The organism is Alicyclobacillus sp. ALC3, assembly GCF_028751195.1.
Classification (GTDB): Bacteria; Bacillota; Bacilli; order Alicyclobacillales; family Alicyclobacillaceae; genus Alicyclobacillus_L.
In genome coordinates this window covers 3,014,332-3,034,603 of the sequence record NZ_CP066784.1, presented here as the reverse complement: position 1 = coordinate 3,034,603, position 20,272 = coordinate 3,014,332, and the positions used below count along the sequence as shown (strand labels likewise).

Genomic DNA, 20,272 nt, shown 5'->3' with positions numbered 1-20,272 from the left:
AGCCTCGGCTCCGATACACCGCAAAGCCCCTGGGGTTCCGTTTGGCAGAAGCAACCAGATGCTAACCCTGAACAACCGCCACTGGCTCTGCGTCCAATTGGCGGTTGAAGAAAATCATCACTGCGTTCGCCACTAGAATTAACATCGTGACGTAAAAAACATTTCTGATTCCATAAGCGGCCGCCACACTACTGCCGATGAGTGGGCCAAGCAAATTCCCCAAAAATGTAGATGCAGAATTTATCCCAAAGGCCGTTGCCAATAGTTCCGGAGGAGCCTTCTTCTTCACCAATACATTGAGCGAGGGTATCATCCCACCAATAAACAGGCCTAGCATAAATCTTCCCACCAACAACACACCAATGTTCCCAGCCAAAGCTTGTGGAACGTACATCGCCGCAGCTGCGCATGTGGCAAGCATGAGGACTTTTCGTTGTCCAATCCGGTCTCCTAGTCTCCCCAGCGACGGGGCACCGACCAAATTGGCCACACCCGTAATCGAAACCACCAAGCCCGCGATCAGTGCTAAGTGGGGTCCCGTATACAATGTCTTGGCATAGATTGTGACGATTGGTTCAATGCTCATCATGCCAACCTGTATGAACGTAGCCGCTATAAACACAGGAAACAATGGCCGCAACTTGCCGATACCGCGAGTTTCCCCTTTCCTTCGAACCATCGGCTTGTGTTGCTCATGAACAAATAACATGACAATCACGCTGGCTATGAGTAACATACCGCCCGTACAAAAGAACACTCCCCGAAAGCCAATCGCTTCAGCGAGTGCCCCACCAATCAGGGGTCCAATGAGGTTACCTACAATGGCACCCGTTTGGAGCATCCCCAGAGCGCGACCAGATTCTTCATTGGGCGTAATCGATGCTTGCAAGGATACGGACATAGATATGAAACCAGAGAAAATACCGTTGAACAGACGCAGCAGCAGCAATTCCCAAACCGCGCCTACTGCCCCCATTAAGGCTGTCACAACCCCCATTCCGATGCCTGCCCGAAGCAGCATAACTTTTCGCCCATGTTTGTCTGCGAAAGCTCCCCATATCGGTTGAAAGAACACAGAGGTTACGAATTGAGCTGAAAAGACCCAGCCTGACCAGCGTTCCATGGCAGCTAAATTATGAATTCCAAGTTTCTCGATGTATAAAGGCAAAAACGGAATCACTAGACTCATACCCGCTGTTACACTGAAGTTTGCCGCCCATAATATCCACAGCGTGCGTCTCCAATTCGTAGTCATATACATCCCTCTTCCAGATGCGGACGCCATCGCACTCTACACTAAGTCAAAGCCTAATGCTTCTTGGATGTCATACCGGAGCGTATGTCAGACCCATTTGACTAAACGCTGCTTCTGCATTCGAATCCCCTCTCCAGAGAACTCAAGAAGAGCGAATGAAACAATCTGTAACACCTTCTACGCCGCGGCTGAAGATGTCACAGATTGTTCCCCACTGCGTTTTAATGATGGAATCCGTTATCTTTCTTCGTTGCATGTGGTATGGGACCATCCAGGGACTCTAGAAACGTCACGGCTTGCTGGAAATTCATTAAGAACAGGTGAGCTAGGTCCATAGAAAATCCGTTGCGAACCACAACCCGCATAATCGTTACTTCTTCCATGCCAGGGGGCATCGGGTAGGCTGGGACTTGCCAACCGTACATCCGCAGTTGACTTGACAAGTCGTAAAGGTTCCAATTTGGCGTATGGCCGCTCTTCAGCTGCCAGGCAAATACAGGAATATCAGAACCGTCGCTCAAAAGCTCAAACGGCCCCATCTTGCTGATTTCTGCACTAAGAAATTGGGCGACTGACTGAGAAGCCTTTTGCACCGACAAATACCCATTTTTCCCCAATCGGAGAAAGTTGTAATATTGAAGGATCACCTGTGCTCCAGGACGAGAGAAGTTCAAACCAAAGGTCGGCATATTTCCACCTAGGTATGAAACGCGGAAAACAAGGTCTTCAGGAAGGTCCTCAGCTTCGCGCCAGACCACCCAGCCAATGCCTGGATATACAAGCCCATACTTGTGTCCAGAGACATTAATGGATTTCACACGTTCCAGTTTGAAGTCCCAAACTAAGTCTGGTTGCAGGAATGGTGCTATAAATCCACCGGAAGCCGCGTCCACATGCATGGGAATGTCCAAACCAGTCGTTGCTTGTAACTCGTCCAAGGCCTTGGCAATCGCAGCAATCGGTTCATAAATACCCGTATAAGTGACCCCGAGAATCGGTACTACGCCAATTGTGTTTTCATCTACCGCAGCGAGGACGCCCTCTGGCGTCAGATAGGGGCTATCTGGAGTGATGTTCACATAGCGGGGTTCAACGTCCCAGTAGTTCGCGAATTTCTCCCAAACGACCTGGACAGCGGAACTGAAAACAATGTTTGGCCGGTCAACGGGTTTTCCCTGTTTCCTGCGAGCGGCCTGCCAGCGGCGCTTCAAGGCTAAACCTGCGAGCATGCATGCTTCCGATGATCCTGTCGTCGAAACTCCAATCGTTGTCCTAGAATTCGGGGCGTGCCAGAGATCAGCGATAATGCGGATACAGCGTTCCTCAATTGCGGCTGTTTGCGGGTATTCGTCCTTATCAATCATGTTTTTGTCGACAGATTCCGCGTACAAGCGATTGGCGGCTGGTTCCATCCACGTTCCAACGAATGTTGCGAGGTTTAAACGAGCATTACCATCCAGGGCAATTTCATCGTGTATGATTTGGTATGCGTTGTCCGGCAACATGCCTACATCACGCATGCGAAAACGCGGAACCCCGTGCTCTTCACGGCTAAACATTGGATTCACGGATAGGTCTTCGGGTAACTTCTGCTGCGCGTGACGTGGGTTATGATGTGGCACTGTATCATACTCCTTCCGCGGGTTGTTTGACTGTCCTTAGCTCCCAACTACATTACGCGCTCCGTAATACCGCGAGCGGTACCAAGGGTCCTGCATGATATTGTGAATCACCATGACACCTTGATTCCGTACGGATGACGACTCAATCACATTGCCGTTTCCAATGTAAATCGCTACATGAGTTACCTGTTTCGTCGGATACGAATACGTATTAACGAAAAACAACAAATCACCCGGTTGTAGTTGACTTAACGGAACTGGCCGTCCTACTTGAGCCTGCTCACTTGCCGTACGGGGGAGGTGAATACCGTGAGTAGCGAATACATATTGGACGAATCCGGAACAGTCGAAGCCGGTCGCTGGACTCGCGCCACCCCAATGATAGTGAATCCCTTCTAGGTGGTAAGCAGTTTGTAAAACTTCCTGTGCTAGGGATTGTGACGAAGCAGGAGAGGTTTTTACCGAAGCAGGCACCGTTCGACTCGCAGTCGTAGTTGAGGGGATAGCAATGGTTTCGCCAGGATAGATCAGGCCATTATGTACCTTAGGATTGGCCTCTTCCAGTGAACTCAGGCTGATGTGGAAGCTATTTGCGATCTCGTATAAAGAGTTCCCAGGCTTCACTTGATATGTCCTGGCATCTGTTGTGTAATGCGTAACGGACGTCCTCGGCCGACTAGCGGTCACCTTCTTCACCTGACTACCGGGCGTCACCTTCTTCACCTGACTACCGGGCGTCACCTTCCCTGGAATGGAAAGCATTTCACCGGGGTAGATAAGGTTATTGTGTACCTTGGGGTTGGCCTTCTCCAATGAACTCAAGCTGATGTGGTAGCTGCTTGCAATCCCATACATGGAGTTTCCAGGCTTTACTTTGTACGTTCCGGAGCCCGTTGTGTAATGATTAACGGGTGTCTTTACTTGACTACCGGAAGGCCCGTTCCCTGGGATCGACAGTATTTCACCGGGGTAGATAAGGCCATTGTGGACTTTGGGATTGGCCTTCTCCAATGAACTCACGCTGATGTGGAAACTACTAGCAATGTCATACAAACAGTTTCCGGGCCGCACTTCATAGGTCTTGGTGTTCGTCGCCGCGTGGGCTAGTACAGGTGACAGGATGACCGGCAGAGTTGATAGCATCGCGACAACAGACAAACCGCGTTTCCGCAAACCTTCTCCTCCTTCAGTCGGCTAAGCCCTCTTTGCTAGATTACTAAGGCTCGCCATAATCTATCGTAATCTGACATTCTTATACATGGTAACATAAAATGATAGCAATCTAGCGCATGACACGTATTTATGTTTCCAAGCAATATTGAACTGCACCCCCGCCTAGGGGTGCAGTCGTAGTCCATCCAGGTTGCCTGAAACTAGCCCATCACAAGCATGCCGGAACCAGCAGTGCAACCGACGGAGTCCGGCAAACCCACGATTCTCGCGCTTCCTCGTTAACTCATGATTTCGACAGGAGTTCCGACTTTCACCATGCTGTACAAACGCTTCGCAGCCGAGATTGGCAGTTCCACACAGCCATTGCTCTGAGGCCATCCATACGTTGCACGCGGGTACCCGTGAATCGCAACGTTACCAATCAACCCCATCACCCAAGGGACGTGAGGGTCATTATAGGCTACCCCATTCGGATTGACTCCCCTCATGTCTACAAAGGAATATTTGGAGCGAATATAAAAGGTCCCTGTGGGCGTATATGCACCCGGTACCGCCGTATTACATAGAGACTGAAAAATCACTTTCCCATTTTTGTAGAGGCTCAACGTCTCAGGCAACTGTTCCTGGACCACAATTTTTTCGTCACTAGCTGTAATGAACGGTCTTGTGACTGGCGAAGCCATGAATTGACCTGCATCGCTGACTGGACCCTTGATGCCATCACCAACGACCAGTGTTTCTTGGGCCGTGGGCGGAACAGGATCCATCGGATAAAAATCAGCAGTCTCAGAGTTCTTCCAAACCCACTTACCGGGGATGGACGGTTTGAAAACAACCGCTTTTGTGGCCCCATTACGATCAAGAATCGGCGCACTGAATTGGACCATATATGGCCCGTTGCGGGAAACATTGAGTTGCCAGGTACCTGGGTCTGTGATGACTTGAAGCGGCTTAGCTAAGACGTCCGACAACTTCCAGGACTCCGTGACCGTTTGATTGTATGTAGTCTCCACACTTTGGACTTCAACAGAAGACTTTTGACCTTGAGGAAGCACAGAGTTCAACCACACAGAGGCAGACGGTTTTTTTAGATGAATCGTTTTTGCGTGCCCATCCATCGTCCATGTAACTGCCTCGAGGGGCTCCGAAAAGGTTAGGTGAATGCCTTTGAACGCCTCCCACTTTGAACTTGTGATTGCGACGGACTTAGCAGCGTTCTGCTTCAGTTGTACATGTCGGACATGCACACCTAGGTAAATAACCAGTCCACAAACGACCGACACAGACAGCGCAGTGATAGACAAGCCCTTAAGTTTCATAATGCACCACCCAAACAGAGTACAGTAGTAAATTTCTAGCTATTCTTGTAGTATCATAAAGCCACTCACTAGAATTCTAATACAAAACGTCGCACAGGAAGTCATGCTCCGTTTTTTCAGATATGACCGACAATGAAGACAAAGTCGATTCAATAACAAAGAGGAGACCGGTGGTCAAGCACCCGTCTCCTCTTTGTTATTGTTCCCTATTTCGCGTGCTCCGGGACAGTGTAGGCCGACATCTGTTTCCAGTTCTTTGGGATGTTTTGATTCGTCCAGCCACTCTTCGGCATGAAACTCGCGTGCACGCTGTTAAAGTAGGCGTCCATCATCGCACGGCCAATCGGCACGGCGGTCTGAGCTCCATAGCCGGCCCCCGGCACCATCACAGCCACGGCAATTTGCGGGTTGTTAAACGGCGCAAACCCGATAAACACCGAGTTGTTCACCTTTCCCTGAATACCCGGCAGGTAGATACCCGCCGTCCCCGTTTTACCAGCCACCGCATAGTGAGCGCCGATAAATCCACCATAGACGGTACCAAGCGGGTAGTGAGCCGCCTGGTACATGCCTTCCTGAGCGAGGTGGAGATACGTCGGATTAAGATGTAGGTTGGCCTGTACCTGCGTCGGGATCACCTTGAGTGGCTTCTGTCCGGACAGCGTTTGGTGCAGCCCCGGTGGGTAGATAGCCTGCAGCAAGTGCGGCGTCAGACGCTTGCCACCGTTGGCAATCGTCGTCACGTACTGAGCAAGTTCTATTGGCGTGAACTGCTGACCCATTCCGAACGCCATAGCAGCTAGGTCGTAGGGGCTGCCGTAGTTCGTGTAGGAGCCCGTCTTTTTCAACTGCGCTCGTATGTTTTGTACGTTCTGCTGTGTCAGAAGCTGCGTATACGAGCTGTTCTGCGTCAAGTGCTCCATATAGAAACCGCCTGCTTCTTCACCTGGCAGGTCGATACCTGTGATGCGGCCAAGGCCAAACCGCAGCTCACCGGCTGCAATGTCTGTCAGGCCACGAATGAAGTCTGTGTTGCGCCACTTTTGAAGGTTACCCCCTGCCGGGTAGCCGCCATTGGTCGAGGTGCTACCGAGCCACTTGCCAAAGTCAAGCCCTACGTTATAAAAGAAGCGGTCGTCAGACACCGCGATGGCTTTGATGTCGTTGACGAGACCATAGCTGGCGTCCTCCCGCATCTGATACGTCCCAATCTGTTGGTAGATGCTGTTGTCGTTGAATACCGTGTTCGGCGTGATGATGCCGTAGTCGAGCGCTGTAATGAGGTTGCTCGGCTTCACCGTTGAACCGGGCCGGTGCGGATTTTGAATCACATTGTTTTGCTCTGCACCGGACGTCGCTAAGTACTGCGCATGTGCAGCGAAGTTGTTGCCCGGCACAAACCAATTCGGATCCATATAGGGATAGCTAACCATTGCGATCACGCCGCCCGTATGGACGTTTAACATCACTGCCGCTGCTTCTGGAATCTTAATGTGATTCTGCTGGTCGTATTTCTGAATGGTGTTCAGCAAAAGCTGCTGGGTGTATGCCTGCACTCTTCCGTTGATAGTTAATTCCAGATTTTTGCCGGCAACGGGTGGTACGGTGCCGACATGTGTGGCTCCTGAACTCGTCAGGCTGAACTCCTCTTCCTGGTAACCCGTCGTGCCGCGCAACAAATTTTCGTACTGCAACTCGAGACCTGCCACGCCAACCTGTTGATTCTCCATATATCCATGATTGAGGTAGTAGTTGACGTTTTGTGGTGTAATTGGCCCCACATAGCCGAGAACTTGCCCAAGCAGGTCTCCGTTCGGGTAACTTCGCTGACTAGCGAGTTGCACGCTCACGCCTGGCAACGAAGCTTGATGCTCTTCGACAAACGTCAGCTGCAACTTAGAAATATTCTTAAACAAGGTAATCGTGGAGTACTGTTGCTGAGATTCGAGTAGTTGCACAACCTGCGCGGTCTTTTGCTGGAACTGCGGTGCAAGCAGCGCAGCCATGCGAGCGACCTCAGAATTCGTGGTGTTGACCTTCTGAATCCGTGTCAAAAACAGACTGTAGCTTGGTTTGTCGTACGCTAGCAGTTGCCCAGTTGAATCGTAAATCCGACCACGAGCAGGCATAATCGGGATCCGCTGAACCGTGCTGACGTTCTGATTTGCACGAAAGGCAGCGCCTTTCGTGATCTGCACGTAGCCCAACCGGAACACCAAAGCCGACATGGCGACGAACACTGTCGCAAACACTGCGCTAGAACGTACCGCTTGGTGGTTTTTCCGTTGCCTCTTCAATTGTTCCTTTCTAGCACGGGCCCCCAAGTCGCCTGCAGATCGGCGCCGGAACAACCGTTTGCCGCCCGAATGCGGACGAAGGCGCCACTTCATTGCCGGCCCCCCTTTGCCTTGAGTACTTAGTCCGTGTAGTAGATTACTGCACGGACTTCGAAATCCGTTTGAAATAAGGTCGCGATCGGACTGAAAGGAAGGGTTTCTGTGTGCGCTCATAGAGACGAGAATTGGTCCCATTTCCCAGACTTAAAGGTGTGCCTGGCGGGAATCATGAACACTTGGTAAGGCGGTGATTCCTTTTGCGTAAAGTTACAATTCTCCTTGCAGCAATCTTCATCACGTCGGTGTCCGTGGCTTTGCAGCCTGGACCTCAGAATACGGCCTTCGCCTCGCAAAGTAAGGTTCTTTACCTCACGTTTGACGACGGGCCGAGCGGGCTCTATACCCCTCAGATTTTAGATGTCCTGAGACGAGAACATGTGCATGCGACCTTCTTTGTGCTTGGGTACCGGTGCCGAGACCTCCCTGCGATTGTGCGGAGGATGCAGAGAGAAGGACACGAAGTCGGAAGTCACGGCTTTGATCATCGCTACCTGCCCGGCCAACCGCGGCGAGTCGTCCTGTCCGAGGTCACGATGGCAGACACAGCCATTTCGCAAGTCACGGGACACAAGCCCCGATACTACCGCCCCACCTACGGTGCTCTTGACCGAAGCGAAATCCCGATGGTGAACAGGCTTGGCCACCGCGTCATGTATTGGAGCGTGGACTCCCTAGACTGGAAAGCCACATCTGCCGACTTTGTCGTACGAAACGTCGAGGGCAGGGCCCGTCCTGGATCAATTGTGCTGTTCCACGACGGCGTCAGTGACAGCAGATATACCGTAAAAGCGCTCCCAACGATTATCAGATACTACAAGGCTCACGGGTACGTGTTCCGAACGCTCTGATGCGGTCCACTTCGTGCATCGACATCATACTCACAAGAGTTCCCGTGAAGTGCGTTTCATGACAGGCATCAACGCCTCGGCCCACCCAGCGGACGAAAGTCCCGCGCGCGGTTGGCCGGGGCGTCCGTGACCGGCGCCCCGCCTCCGTTTGCTGGGACGTTCGTCGGTGGAGCACCAGCGGCGCTACCCAGAAAGTAGGTCTGAACCACCCATTGCAGTTTGTGCGCGTCCAACAGCAGCTCGTCATTCGATGCGTGCAGCACCTGGTCGTAGGCCCGAGTATCAATACTGGGTATTTGGAAATAGTGGACCTGTTCGTTCGGACGGAAATCGGATTTCACGGCCAGACCGAGGCTGACTAGGTCGTCAGTTCTCAGATTCGTCGCGACCAAGAGCTTTCGGACACTTGCTGCGAGTCGTGGCAAACGAGTCAGATTCCGCGGCTTGGTAGCCTCGTGGACCAGGGCGATAACGGCATTCGCCTGCATTTGCTGCCTCGCGTAGTCGCCTCCAGGAACAGAGTACCGCTCGCGCACTACTTCAATGGCTGCGTCCCCGTTGAAAAAGTGTTGGCCCTTCTTAAAAACTCTCCCCGCGTAGCCTCCGTCTGAGGGGAGGGGGTGAGTGATTCGAATGTCGTACGGCAGGTCCATCTCAATGCCCCCGACCGCGTCGATCATGTCCTTGAGACCATAGAAATTCGTTTCTGCGTAAAAGTGGATAGGTACCCCGGTGAGTTGTGAGATGTCCGCGACAGTCCGGCGGACCCCCTCGGCAGCGCCGTACCTGTCCTCGTTCATAAACTGAATCGTGTTCAGCTTGGTATACCCGTAACGGCGACTATAGCTTCGTGCGTCGCGCGGCAGGCTCAGTATGCTGTAGAGGTGATGGTTCAGGTCCACGTGAACCATCATGAGCGTGTCCGAGTGGCTGATGGTGTCGTCCGGTCGCGCGTCGGAACCCATGAGAAGTACGTTGAACGTCCCAGGGAGATTAGGTTTTGTGGGACGCGGTGCGACGGTGTTCTTCTTCACCGGAACGTCAGGCACTGGTGTAACCGTCTGTAGATTGGCGAAGTGGTGCTTGGCCTGTAGATGCCGGTATTCATGCAATCCCGTTCCCACTCCCATTATGAGTAGGAGCACGGTTGTAAGCCCAACAAGTTTCAGACCAACACGACGGTGACGTGAGTAACGCATTTTTCTCCCCCCAGCTCGCTTTGAAAGCCCCCCCTTAACTGTTGCCGAACCTCGTGATTCGTACTCGTCACCCACTTTGCGGATGTTGAAACCGTCGCGATCCGAAACCTTTATGTAACCTTCCCACAGACCTTTACGTCTTCTCAGTGATACGCTGTAATGCTCAAGTATGCACGGAAGGGGTGATGTTGCTTTGGCGATTCATAACGGTCCAGACTCACAGCCTCATCAAACTCGTCGTCGTAAACGGCTTCACCGTAAATCCACTAAAGGTTTCGCCAAACCTGTCAGTATCGGTATCGCTGCCATCGTTCCGACGGCGCTTGTCATAGGTGGTTTTCCTGGCTTTGCCATGCACAACCGAGCGGTATTTGACGCAAAGGCGCAACACCTGCAGGCGGAATGGAACTATGACCATAAACACGGAATCACGTCAGGGCAACTGCAAGCCCTCAGAAAGGAGTTAGCGACGGTCACCGGCTCTCACGAAGGTATCGTTCCCACTAGCTGGGCGGCCAGTGTCAACGGGGCGGACACCGAACTCCAGAACATTGGCCAACAGACAGCGCATGTCTGGTCGTCCACCATGGCCTCGAGCCGGCAAAAGGCCGAAGCCGCCTGGAATGAACTGCAGCAAGTAAACGGAGGTCAACCTGATCAGCAAAAAGCACAAAACGCGATCAATTCAGCCCAAACACCGGCGGCCCTCGACCGACTCATCGCGGCCTGGTCATCCCAAGTCACAGAGATCCAGCGCGAGCAGGCACAACTCAAACGGATGAGTGGCGGACTCGTGAACAACCAACCGGCCGACGTAGTTCGTCTCGAACAACAACTCTCCGCCCTGGTCGAAAAAGCCTCCGGAGATGGCGCGGCGACGAATACCGCAGAGGAAGCCTTAGCCGCTGCCAAGCAGTACTTCAACCTGCCACTCGTCCAGGAAGTCTCAGAACATGCTCAGCTCGTCCAACAGCTCACGGACGCCATCGCCAAACTCGCGGCAGCAGAACAACCTCCCGTGACGTCAAACAAGTGGCTGTTCAACAGCGCATTCACTTCGTACCTGAACAGCAGAAACGACACTGTGTCCGTCGCCGTCTACAACGCAAACAACGGGCACACCTACCTCTACAACAGGCGACAAAGATACGACACAGCGAGCATCGTAAAGATGACAATCCTCGCCGACCTTCTGCACACGTCAGGGACTACCGGCCAGCCTTTGCCAACGTCGGAGCAAAAGCAAGCGGTTCCGATGATTGAAGACAGCAGCAACAATGCGGCTTCCACACTGTGGAATGACGCGGGTGGCAGCACCGCGATTCAATCGTTCCTAACCAAAGCCGGGATGACGGACACGACACCCGGTTCCGGTGGTCAGTGGGGGCTGACGCGAACCACCGCGCAGGACCAGGTCGACCTGATGCGCCTGTTCGCCTACCCCAACAACCTGTTGAGCACGTCGGAACGGGACTACGGCCTCAACCTAATGGAGCACGTGATCGCGTCGGAAGACTGGGGCGTGTCCAGCGGCCCGCTGTCAGCTGGCGCCAGCGTGGCACTGAAGAACGGTTGGCTGCCCTACCCTCAGAAATGGTGGGTCAACAGTGTTGGATACGTGAACGGCGACGGACGAAACTACGTGATCGCCGTGTTAAGTGCGGGCAACGTGTCGGAGCAGTACGGCGTTCACACGGATGACAAGGTGTCACAAATGGTCTGGACGACGCTCGGCCAAGGCTGAGCAATTCTCTCCGAGCGTGCGGGCCGACCGCATTAGCAAATACAGGCACTCCGCACTAAAATCCCTGCGTCTGCTTAGAAACCCAAGCACGCATCTCACGTTCTTTGTGACCGTGATCACACAACACACACGGCGTAGGTCACAGACATCGAACAAATCCACCTATACTTAGGGTATTTTTCCATGCGGTGTCCGTCGATTGACGAGGTCGCCGAGATTCTGCGTGTTAATCAGCGTAACTTATATGAAGTCGCGTTCAAGATGGTGCAGCGCCAGTGTCCTTCTGATCGGCGTATTTTCACGCTACAGCAAACAATAGTAGAACTGTGGACGCCACCGTAGCGGTCCACCACACCAAGGAGGCCACTGTCCTGGTTTCCCAAGGCAGTGGCCTTTGTTGCTTGAAAGCTTTATGGAGCGGGTGATGGGAATCGAACCCACGCGACCAGCTTGGAAGGCTGGAGTTCTACCATTGAACTACACCCGCACAGTAGTCGATTGGTGGGCCCACTAGGACTCGAACCTAGGACCAACCGGTTATGAGCCGGCCGCTCTAACCAACTGAGCTATGGGCCCGATAAGAAGATTAAGGAACCTCATTGTGCGTTAAAATATGGAGCGGAAGACGGGATTCGAACCCGCGACCCTCGCCTTGGCAAGGCGATGCTCTACCCCTGAGCCACTTCCGCATCTCGCAAGTGCATTTCGTATTGTATCACGCTTGTGCGTGGAATACAAACATAAATTGAGTGTGACCGCGTCGACTGTACCGACCGCCGCCATTACCAGACCGCATCGTGTCCGCTCACTCCCGAGACTCTAGGAGATACGATATCCCTTCCTCTGGCGTTGCTTAACGCTCTGTGGGCTCGTTATCATGTGATTTGTTTACATAATCAGGCGGCTAACGTCCTCACAACGCGTTATCCTCTGTTAGATCTCGGTTTCCCGCCCCCACTGGTGCCGATAACGCGTTTCTGGGACGTTATCGGCTCGAAATGGCCATTGCGCAAGCGAATAACGTCCTGACGGCGCGTTAGTTTTTGGCGATAACGCTATCGGAAGGTCTTATTGGTCTCATCCCGCCCAGCCATATATCCCTTCCGGGTATCCGAAATGCTAGGTGGACGACAAGTACTCCATTGGAGTATGCCGCCCCGCGGCATACCATTTGAACTTGTCCCTCTATTTCGGTCGCTACCTGGCACTCACGCTCTGGCGCCACGTTAGGGTTGTGAGATAACACTGCCGCGACGTGTTATTCTTCGGTCCTATGGAGTCTCTATGGCTCTGCTCGCTGCGGATGACTCACTGGCCCGTCATACCGAGAGTCGAACGCACTTTTTGTTCGTTATCCGCTCGTTGTTTACATAACTAGACCTTCGAATGGTCAAATTGTTCGCTCGCCTTCGCCAAACCCTCGTTCTTAGCCGATTTTGCCTCCGTAGCGCATTTTTTGTTCGCTATATGACCGTCTGAGGGCCGATTTTCCCGTATAGCGAACTTTTTGATCACGCAACGCCTCAGTGGATACCCCTACCGGGGTATCCACAGTGCTATGTGGCTGAAATCGACGTTTCAATCCGTCGCTTCCCCCGGTGTAAGGAGCAAAATGAACGCTATCACACTCTGGACCCCGCGACACGTCGCCTTCCGCTCTCCGCTATGCTATGGAACTCTCCATCTGTACGCACCCGAGCCACGGAATCGGCGACGTCCGGGCGCATATACCCCCATAGGGGTATCCGCTATGTCGACGTTATCTACACTTACGCAACCGGTCTCCGCTTACGCAGCCGACCCTCTCGCCCACCGAAGTCTAGGACTCCATTGGAGTATGCCGCGCTGCGGCATACCATTTTAACTTGCCCTGTCCCTTTGCCTTTATCTCTGCCGGTCCCTTGCCTTTATCTCTTCCTGTCCCTTGCCTTTCCCCATTCGCTCGAACCCTGTGCTTCCGACTTCCCCTAACCCGCGCATACGAAAAGGCCCAGCACACAGTGTGCTGAGCCTTCCTCTTCTCTCGCCTGGCGGCGTCCTACTTTCCCAGGGGTCTGCACCCCAAGTATCATCGGCGCTGGAGGTCTTAACGGTCGTGTTCGGGATGGGTACGCGTGTGTCCCCTCCGCCATTACCACCAGACATCAGGTACATCAAACGGTCGGCTGTGCCATACCGTTCCCTGTACCCCAGAAACCAGATAACGACTCTGCCCTATGCTCGTACTCGTCAACCAACGAATCTGGTGAAGCCCTCGACCGATTCGTATCCGTCCGCTCCACACATCACTGTGCTTCCACTCCGGACCGATCTACCTCATCATCTATGAGGGGTCTTACTCCGTTAACCGGATGGGATACGTTATCTTGAGGCTGGCTTCGCGCTTAGATGCTTTCAGCGCTTATCCATTCCCGACGTAGCTACCCAGCGCTGCGCCTGGCGGCACAACTGGGACACCAGCGGTCGGTTCATCCCGGTCCTCTCGTACTAAGGACAATTCCTCTCACGTATCCTGCGCCCGCGGCAGATAGGGACCGAACTGTCTCACGACGTTCTGAACCCAGCTCGCGTACCGCTTTAATGGGCGAACAGCCCAACCCTTGGGACCGACTTCAGCCCCAGGATGCGATGAGCCGACATCGAGGTGCCAAACCTCCCCGTCGATGTGAACTCTTGGGGGAGATCAGCCTGTTATCCCCGGGGTAGCTTTTATCCGTTGAGCGACGGCCCTTCCACTCGGCACCGCCGGGTCACTAAGCCCGACTTTCGTCCCTGCTCGACCTGTCCGTCTCGCAGTCAAGCTCCCTTTTGCCTTTACACGCACCGCGCGATTTCCATCCGCGCTGAGGGAACCTTTGGGCGCCTCCGTTACTCTTTAGGAGGCGACCGCCCCAGTCAAACTGCCCACCTGACACTGTCCCTACCCCAGTTTCATGGGGCCAGGTTAGAAGACAGGCATGTCAAGGGTGGTATCCCAACGTCGACTCCACACAGGCTGGCGCCCATGCTTCTCAGTCTCCCACCTATCCTGTACATGACATACCCATCTCCCATATCAAGCTACAGTCAAGCTCCACGGGGTCTTTCCGTCTAGCCGCGGGTAACCTGCATCTTCACAGGTATTACAATTTCACCGGGTCTCTCGTTGAGACAGCGCCCAAGTCGTTACGCCATTCGTGCGGGTCAGAACTTACCTGACAAGGAATTTCGCTACCTTAGGACCGTTATAGTTACGGCCGCCGTTTACTGGGGCTTCAATTCAGAGCTTCGGGTTGCCCCTAACCCCTCCTCTTAACCTTCCAGCACCGGGCAGGCGTCAGCCCCTATACTTCGCCTTTCGGCTTTGCAGAGACCTGTGTTTTTGCTAAACAGTCGCTTGGGCCTTTTCACTGCGGCTCTTTCGAGCGCCCCTTCTCCCGAAGTTACGGGGCCATTTTGCCGAGTTCCTTAACGAGAGTTCTCCCGCGCGCCTCCGTGTTCTCCACGCGCCCACCTGTGTCGGTTTCCGGTACGGGCACCTAGCACTCGCTAGAGGCTTTTCTTGGCAGTGTGAAGTGCGGGACTTCGGTACTGTACTTCCCTCCCCATCACAGCTCACGCTTCTCAGAGGACGGATTTGCCTATCCTCTACGCTCGCTGCTTGGACGCCCTCTTCCATCCGGGCGCTTCCCTGCTCCTCCTGCGTCACCCCGTCGCTCAAACGTGTTTCGGTGGTACGGGAATTTCCACCCGTTGTCCTTCGACTACGCCTCTCGGCCTCGCCTTAGGTCCCGACTTACCCTGGGCGGACGATCCTTCCCCAGGAACCCTTGGGCTTTCGGCGGACAAGATTCTCACTTGTCTTTTCGCTACTCATACCGGCATTCTCACTTCCATGCGCTCCACCAGACCTTCCAGTCCAGCTTCTCCGCCCATGGAACGCTCCCCTACCACGTACCATTCGGTACATCCAAAGCTTCGGTGCCTGGTTTAGCCCCGTTACATTTTCCGCGCAGCAGCACTCGACCAGTGAGCTATTACGCACTCTTTGAATGGTGGCTGCTTCTAAGCCAACATCCTGGTTGTCTGTGCACCGCCACATCGTTTTCCACTTAACCAGGCTTTGGGACCTTAGCTGTTGGTCTGGGCTGTTTCCCTTTTGACCACGGATCTTAGCACTCGTAGTCTAACTGCCAAGGTGCAACAAGACGGCATTCGGAGTTTGACTGGACTTGGTAACCCTGGTAGGGCCCCGCATCCAATCAGTGCTCTACCTCCGTCCCTCATCCCTTGACGCTCGCCCTAAAGCGATTTCGGGGAGAACCAGCTATCTCCGAGTTCGATTGGAATTTCTCCCCTACCCCCAGTTCATCCCCCGGCTTTTCAACGCCGGTGGGTTCGGGCCTCCATGCGGTGTTACCCGCACTTCACCCTGACCAGGGGTAGCTCACCCGGTTTCGGGTCGATGACAACGAACTACTCGCCCTCTTCAGACTCGCTTTCGCTGCGGCTCCGGCTTTCCCGCCTTAACCTCGCTCGCTGTCATCACTCGCCGGTTCATTCTACAAAAGGCACGCCGTCACATGTCATGCATGCTTCGACTGCTTGTAGGCACACGGTTTCAGGTTCTATTTCACTCCGCTCCCGCGGTTCTTTTCACCTTTCCCTCACGGTACTATCCGCTATCGGTCGCCAGGGAGTATTTAGCCTTAGGAGGTGGTCCTCCCAGATTCCCACGGGGTTTCTCGTGTCCCGCGGTACTTGGGTACTTGTGCCACGAAGTTGCATTCGTTTCGCCTACCGGGCTCTCACCGTCTCTGGCCGGCCTTCCCATGCCGTTCGGCTACAAATGCAGTTTTTGACTTCGCGAGGGGTTTGCAGTCCCCTCCGCACTAGCCCCACTACCCCAGTCCTGCAACGGCTGCAACCTTACACAGCACTGGTTTAGGCTCTTCCGCGTTCGCTCGCCACTACTTGCGGAATCACTCTTGTTTTCTCTTCCTCGAGGTACTTAGATGTTTCAGTTCCCTCGGTTGCCTCCACACACCTATGGATTCAGTGTGCAGTAACAGCCCATGACGGCTGCTGGGTTCCCCCATTCGGACATCCACGGATCAAAGCTCGCTTACAGCTCCCCGTGGCATTTCGGTGTTCGCCCCGTCCTTCGTCGGCTCCTGGCGCCTAGGCATCCTCCGTGCGCCCTTCCTAACTTCACCTGTTGTAACGCAGCAGTTTCCCGCCACGTCACTCGAACACAGTTACCCACTGTGATCATGTCGGTTGACGTTTCTTACATAGGAGTCGTTATCCAGTTTCCAAGGTACAGTTCAGCACCGTGTGCAAGCACACGAATACCGAGTTGAAGTCACCAATTCGCCGCACCAGGACAAACCCGGGCGGGTTATGGCTCCCTCAAAACTAAACACGCAAGTCGTTGCCGACACCGAGCGACAGTGCCTCTTACTCCATAGAAAGGAGGTGATCCAGCCGCACCTTCCGATACGGCTACCTTGTTACGACTTCACCCCAATCATCAACCCCACCTTCGGCGGCTGGCCCCCTTACGGGTTACCCCACCGACTTCGGGTGTTGCCGACTCTCGTGGTGTGACGGGCGGTGTGTACAAGGCCCGGGAACGGATTCACCGCGGCATGCTGATCCGCGATTACTAGCAATTCCGGCTTCATGCAGGCGGGTTGCAGCCTGCAATCCGAACTACGAACGGTTTTCAGGGTTTTGCTCCACCTCGCGGTCTCGCTTCCCGTTGTTCCGCCCATTGTAGCACGTGTGTAGCCCAGGACATAAAGGGCATGATGATTTGACGTCATCCCCGCCTTCCTCCGACTTACGCCGGCAGTCACCTGTGAGTCCCCGCCTTTACGCGCTGGTAACACAGCTCAAGGGTTGCGCTCGTTGCGGGACTTAACCCAACATCTCACGACACGAGCTGACGACAACCATGCACCACCTGTCTCCCCTGCCCCGAAGGGAAGCCACATCTCTGTGACGGTCAGGGGGATGTCAAGCCCTGGTAAGGTTCTTCGCGTTGCTTCGAATTAAACCACATGCTCCACTGCTTGTGCGGGCCCCCGTCAATTCCTTTGAGTTTCAGTCTTGCGACCGTACTCCCCAGGCGGAGTGCTTATTGGGTTTCCTTCGGCACTGAGGGTGGTACCCCCCAACACCTAGCACTCATCGTTTACGGCGTGGACTACCAGGGTATCTAATCCTGTTTGCTCCCCACGCTTTCGTGCCTCAGCGTCAGTCACTGTCCAGCAAGGCGCCTTCGCCACTGGTATTCCTCCGCATATCTACGCATTCCACCGCTACACGCGGAATTCCCCTTGCCTCTCCAGTACTCAAGTCACGCAGTTTCCAAGGCAATCCCAGAGTTGAGCCCTGGACTTTCACCCCAGACACACGCGACCGCCTACGCACGCTTTACGCCCAGTGATTCCGGACAACGCTTGCCCCCTACGTATTACCGCGGCTGCTGGCACGTAGTTAGCCGGGGCTTCCTCTCTCGGTACCGTCTCGACGAAGGCTTTCCACTCCTTCGTCCGCTCTTCCCGAGTGACTGAGCTTTACAACCCGAAGGCCTTCTTCGCTCACGCGGCGTTGCTCCGTCAGGCTTGCGCCCATTGCGGAAGATTCCCTACTGCTGCCTCCCGTAGGAGTCTGGGCCGTGTCTCAGTCCCAGTGTGGCCGTCCACCCTCTCAGGTCGGCTACGCATCGTCGCCTTGGTAGGCCGTTACCCCACCAACTAGCTAATGCGCCGCGGGCTCCTCCATCTGCGGTGCAGTTGCACCTTTCCCAACAAGGAGATGCCTCCTCGTTGCCTATCCGGCATTAGCACCCGTTTCCAGGCGTTATTCCGATCAGTTGGGCAGATTACCCACGTGTTACTCACCCGTCCGCCGCTGACCCCGAAGGGTCCGCTCGACTTGCATGTATTAGGCACGCCGCCAGCGTTCGTCCTGAGCCAGGATCAAACTCTCAAATAAGTTTGCTGCTCATTTATGCTTCCTTAACTCCAGCCGAAGCCAAAGCCAATTCTGCTTGCGATACACTGTCGCTCTCTTGCGTGTTTAGTTTTCAAGGAACCATTGTAGTGCTTGTATTCACCGCTTGACCGAAGCACCTGTTTGAAGCGGCAACGAGTATCTTACCACGCCTCGCTGACCATTTCCACTGGATGTTTCTGGTCGCTCACTATCTCGCAAGAGTTTCTGCGTCGGTTCAAGACGAACCCTGAAACCGAGCGGAAACCTCGTCTGACAGCCAACTGAAAAACCCGAGAAACCTTGATGTGACGCGGTTTGTGGGGTCTTTCTCAGCGGCACCGCCTCGCGGCGACATCGACTAATATACCACGCGTCCAGGCCGAGATCAACTGGAATGTTATATAAAATTTTTCGCTAGCCATTTAAATCGTTCGCTCTACCGCTGTTGCTGCAATGTCCGTGCGCATATGCTGTCCTGGGAAGTGAACAGTACGCGCAAAACGATAGACCTGTTCGCGCGCGGCAGTAAAGGACTTGCCGACACCAAGCAACGTCAGTACACGCCCGCCCGATGTGACCAGTAACCCGTCCTGCCGCGAAGTGCCGGCGTAAAACGCGACACCTGCTTCGGTGGTCGGCGGGAGCGTGATTAGATCGCCCGTACGTGGGTGCTCCGGATAACCATCCGCCGCCAGTACCACGCATACTGCAGCTTCGTTGTCTGCCCACGCTACCTCAGTGTCTGCAAGGTGCCCGTTTGCGAGCGCCCACAGCACATCCAGCAAGTCCGAGCGAAGGAGGGGCAGAACCACTTCAGTTTCGGGATCGCCAAAGCGAGCGTTGAACTCGATTACGGCCGGTCCAGTTGCCGTGATCATCAGCCCGACATACAAAACCCCTTGATAGTCGATGCCATCCGCGCGAAGAGTTGCGAGTGTCGGCCGAACAATGTTCTCTACGACTTCGTCGTCCAGGCCGTCTGCAATGAAGTCGTAGACTGGCGCAAAGGCCCCCATGCCGCCCGTGTTCGGTCCCGTGTCGCCGTCACCAACCGGTTTGTGGTCGCGCGCAGGCAACATCGGAACGACCGTCTCCCCGTCGACAAAGCACATCAGCGATACTTCCGGCCCGACGAGCAAGTCTTCGATTAACACGCGCTGGCCGGCCGTGCCGAACTTCTCCCCGACCATCGCTTCATCAACCGCAGCGAGCGCTTCGGCGAGCGTCCGCGCGACCGTCACCCCTTTTCCCGCTGCGAGGCCGTCCGCTTTGACAACCAGCGGCGCGCCGTGTGCTTCCACATAGGCCCGCGCGCTGGCGGCGTCGGTGAACGACTCAGCCTGTGCGGTCGGCACTCCCGCCCGCTTCATCACCTCTTTGGCGAATGACTTCGAAGTCTCGAGCCTTGCAGCGGCTTGGGAGGGGCCGACGACCGCCATCCCCTGCTCCCTCAGCGCGTCTGCGAGGCCGAGAGCGAGTGGTTGCTCCGGCCCAATCACGACGAGGTCCATGCGCTCCGCCACTGCAAAGCGAACAAGTTCCTCTATGGCCGATGCGGAAATTGGCACGCACGTGCAAAGCTGCGCCATCCCAGGGTTCCCGGGCGCAGCGTACAACTGCAAATTCCGGTCGCTCTGCGCGAGTTTCCACGCGATGGCGTGCTCACGTGCTCCACCGCCGACAATCAGTATGCGGGGAGCGAGCGGGATTGGTGAATGATGAGACATCTGGT

9 protein-coding genes, 3 tRNA genes and 3 rRNA genes are annotated in these 20,272 nt (G+C 54.6%); 2 read left to right on the top strand and 13 right to left on the bottom strand.

The features are described 5' to 3' along the window. Positions 1–61 precede the first annotated feature (61 nt). The 5 genes from JC200_RS13960 to JC200_RS13940 all read right to left on the bottom strand — a co-directional run bounded on the left by JC200_RS13960 (position 62) and on the right by JC200_RS13940 (position 7,759). Positions 62–1,255 (bottom strand): MFS transporter, encoded by a 1,194-nt coding sequence (locus tag JC200_RS13960; protein ID WP_274432293.1) that lies wholly within the window; start codon positions 1,253–1,255, stop codon positions 62–64. A 221-nt stretch (positions 1,256–1,476) separates the two neighbouring features. Further along, entirely contained in the window at positions 1,477–2,877 is a 1,401-nt protein-coding gene (locus tag JC200_RS13955) for a glutamate decarboxylase (RefSeq protein WP_274432292.1), read from the bottom strand. Positions 2,878–2,913: 36 nt separating this feature from the next. Beyond that, the gene (locus JC200_RS13950; RefSeq protein WP_274432291.1) at positions 2,914–4,050 is read right to left on the bottom strand and encodes a C40 family peptidase; all 1,137 of its coding nucleotides are present in this window, start codon (positions 4,048–4,050) and stop codon (positions 2,914–2,916) included. A 278-nt stretch (positions 4,051–4,328) separates the two neighbouring features. Continuing rightward, positions 4,329–5,369, bottom strand: coding sequence for a L,D-transpeptidase (locus JC200_RS13945; protein ID WP_274432290.1), 1,041 nt, complete (start codon positions 5,367–5,369; stop codon positions 4,329–4,331). A gap of 206 nt (positions 5,370–5,575) precedes the next feature. Next, the gene (locus JC200_RS13940) at positions 5,576–7,759 is read right to left on the bottom strand and encodes a peptidoglycan D,D-transpeptidase FtsI family protein (RefSeq protein ID WP_274432289.1); all 2,184 of its coding nucleotides are present in this window, start codon (positions 7,757–7,759) and stop codon (positions 5,576–5,578) included. A gap of 203 nt (positions 7,760–7,962) precedes the next feature. Here JC200_RS13940 and JC200_RS13935 point away from each other — a divergent pair, with 203 nt between their 5' ends. Beyond that, positions 7,963–8,613 carry a polysaccharide deacetylase family protein gene (locus JC200_RS13935; protein WP_274432288.1) on the top strand — a complete coding sequence of 217 codons (651 nt, stop codon included), beginning with the start codon at positions 7,963–7,965 and terminating at the stop codon, positions 8,611–8,613. Between the two features lie 68 nt (positions 8,614–8,681). On the opposite strand, the gene JC200_RS13930 is transcribed toward JC200_RS13935, so the two are convergent. Then, on the bottom strand, positions 8,682–9,812 hold the full coding sequence (locus JC200_RS13930) for an LCP family protein (protein ID WP_274432287.1): 1,131 nt from the start codon (positions 9,810–9,812) through the stop codon (positions 8,682–8,684). Between the two features lie 193 nt (positions 9,813–10,005). On the opposite strand from JC200_RS13930, the gene JC200_RS13925 reads away from it, so the two are divergent. Then, a complete protein-coding gene (locus JC200_RS13925; RefSeq protein ID WP_274432286.1) occupies positions 10,006–11,556 on the top strand; it encodes a serine hydrolase in 1,551 nt (516 codons plus the stop codon). Positions 11,557–11,969: 413 nt separating this feature from the next. On the opposite strand, the gene JC200_RS13920 is transcribed toward JC200_RS13925, so the two are convergent. From JC200_RS13920 to purD, 7 genes are all read right to left on the bottom strand, one after another. After that, a tRNA-Gly gene (locus tag JC200_RS13920) sits at positions 11,970–12,043 on the bottom strand. Positions 12,044–12,055: 12 nt separating this feature from the next. Beyond that, positions 12,056–12,132 (bottom strand) — tRNA-Ile (locus tag JC200_RS13915). Positions 12,133–12,170: 38 nt separating this feature from the next. Beyond that, a tRNA-Gly gene (locus tag JC200_RS13910) sits at positions 12,171–12,245 on the bottom strand. A 1,336-nt stretch (positions 12,246–13,581) separates the two neighbouring features. Beyond that, positions 13,582–13,698, bottom strand: a 5S ribosomal RNA gene (gene rrf / locus JC200_RS13905). Positions 13,699–13,798: 100 nt separating this feature from the next. Then, a 23S ribosomal RNA gene (locus JC200_RS13900) occupies positions 13,799–16,751 on the bottom strand. Positions 16,752–17,006: 255 nt separating this feature from the next. After that, positions 17,007–18,540: ribosomal RNA gene (locus JC200_RS13895) — 16S ribosomal RNA — on the bottom strand. The 16S, 23S and 5S rRNA genes sit together here, the layout of an rRNA operon. Positions 18,541–18,962: 422 nt before the next feature. Continuing rightward, the gene (purD, locus tag JC200_RS13890) at positions 18,963–20,267 is read right to left on the bottom strand and encodes a phosphoribosylamine--glycine ligase (protein WP_274432285.1); all 1,305 of its coding nucleotides are present in this window, start codon (positions 20,265–20,267) and stop codon (positions 18,963–18,965) included. Positions 20,268–20,272 lie beyond the last annotated feature (5 nt).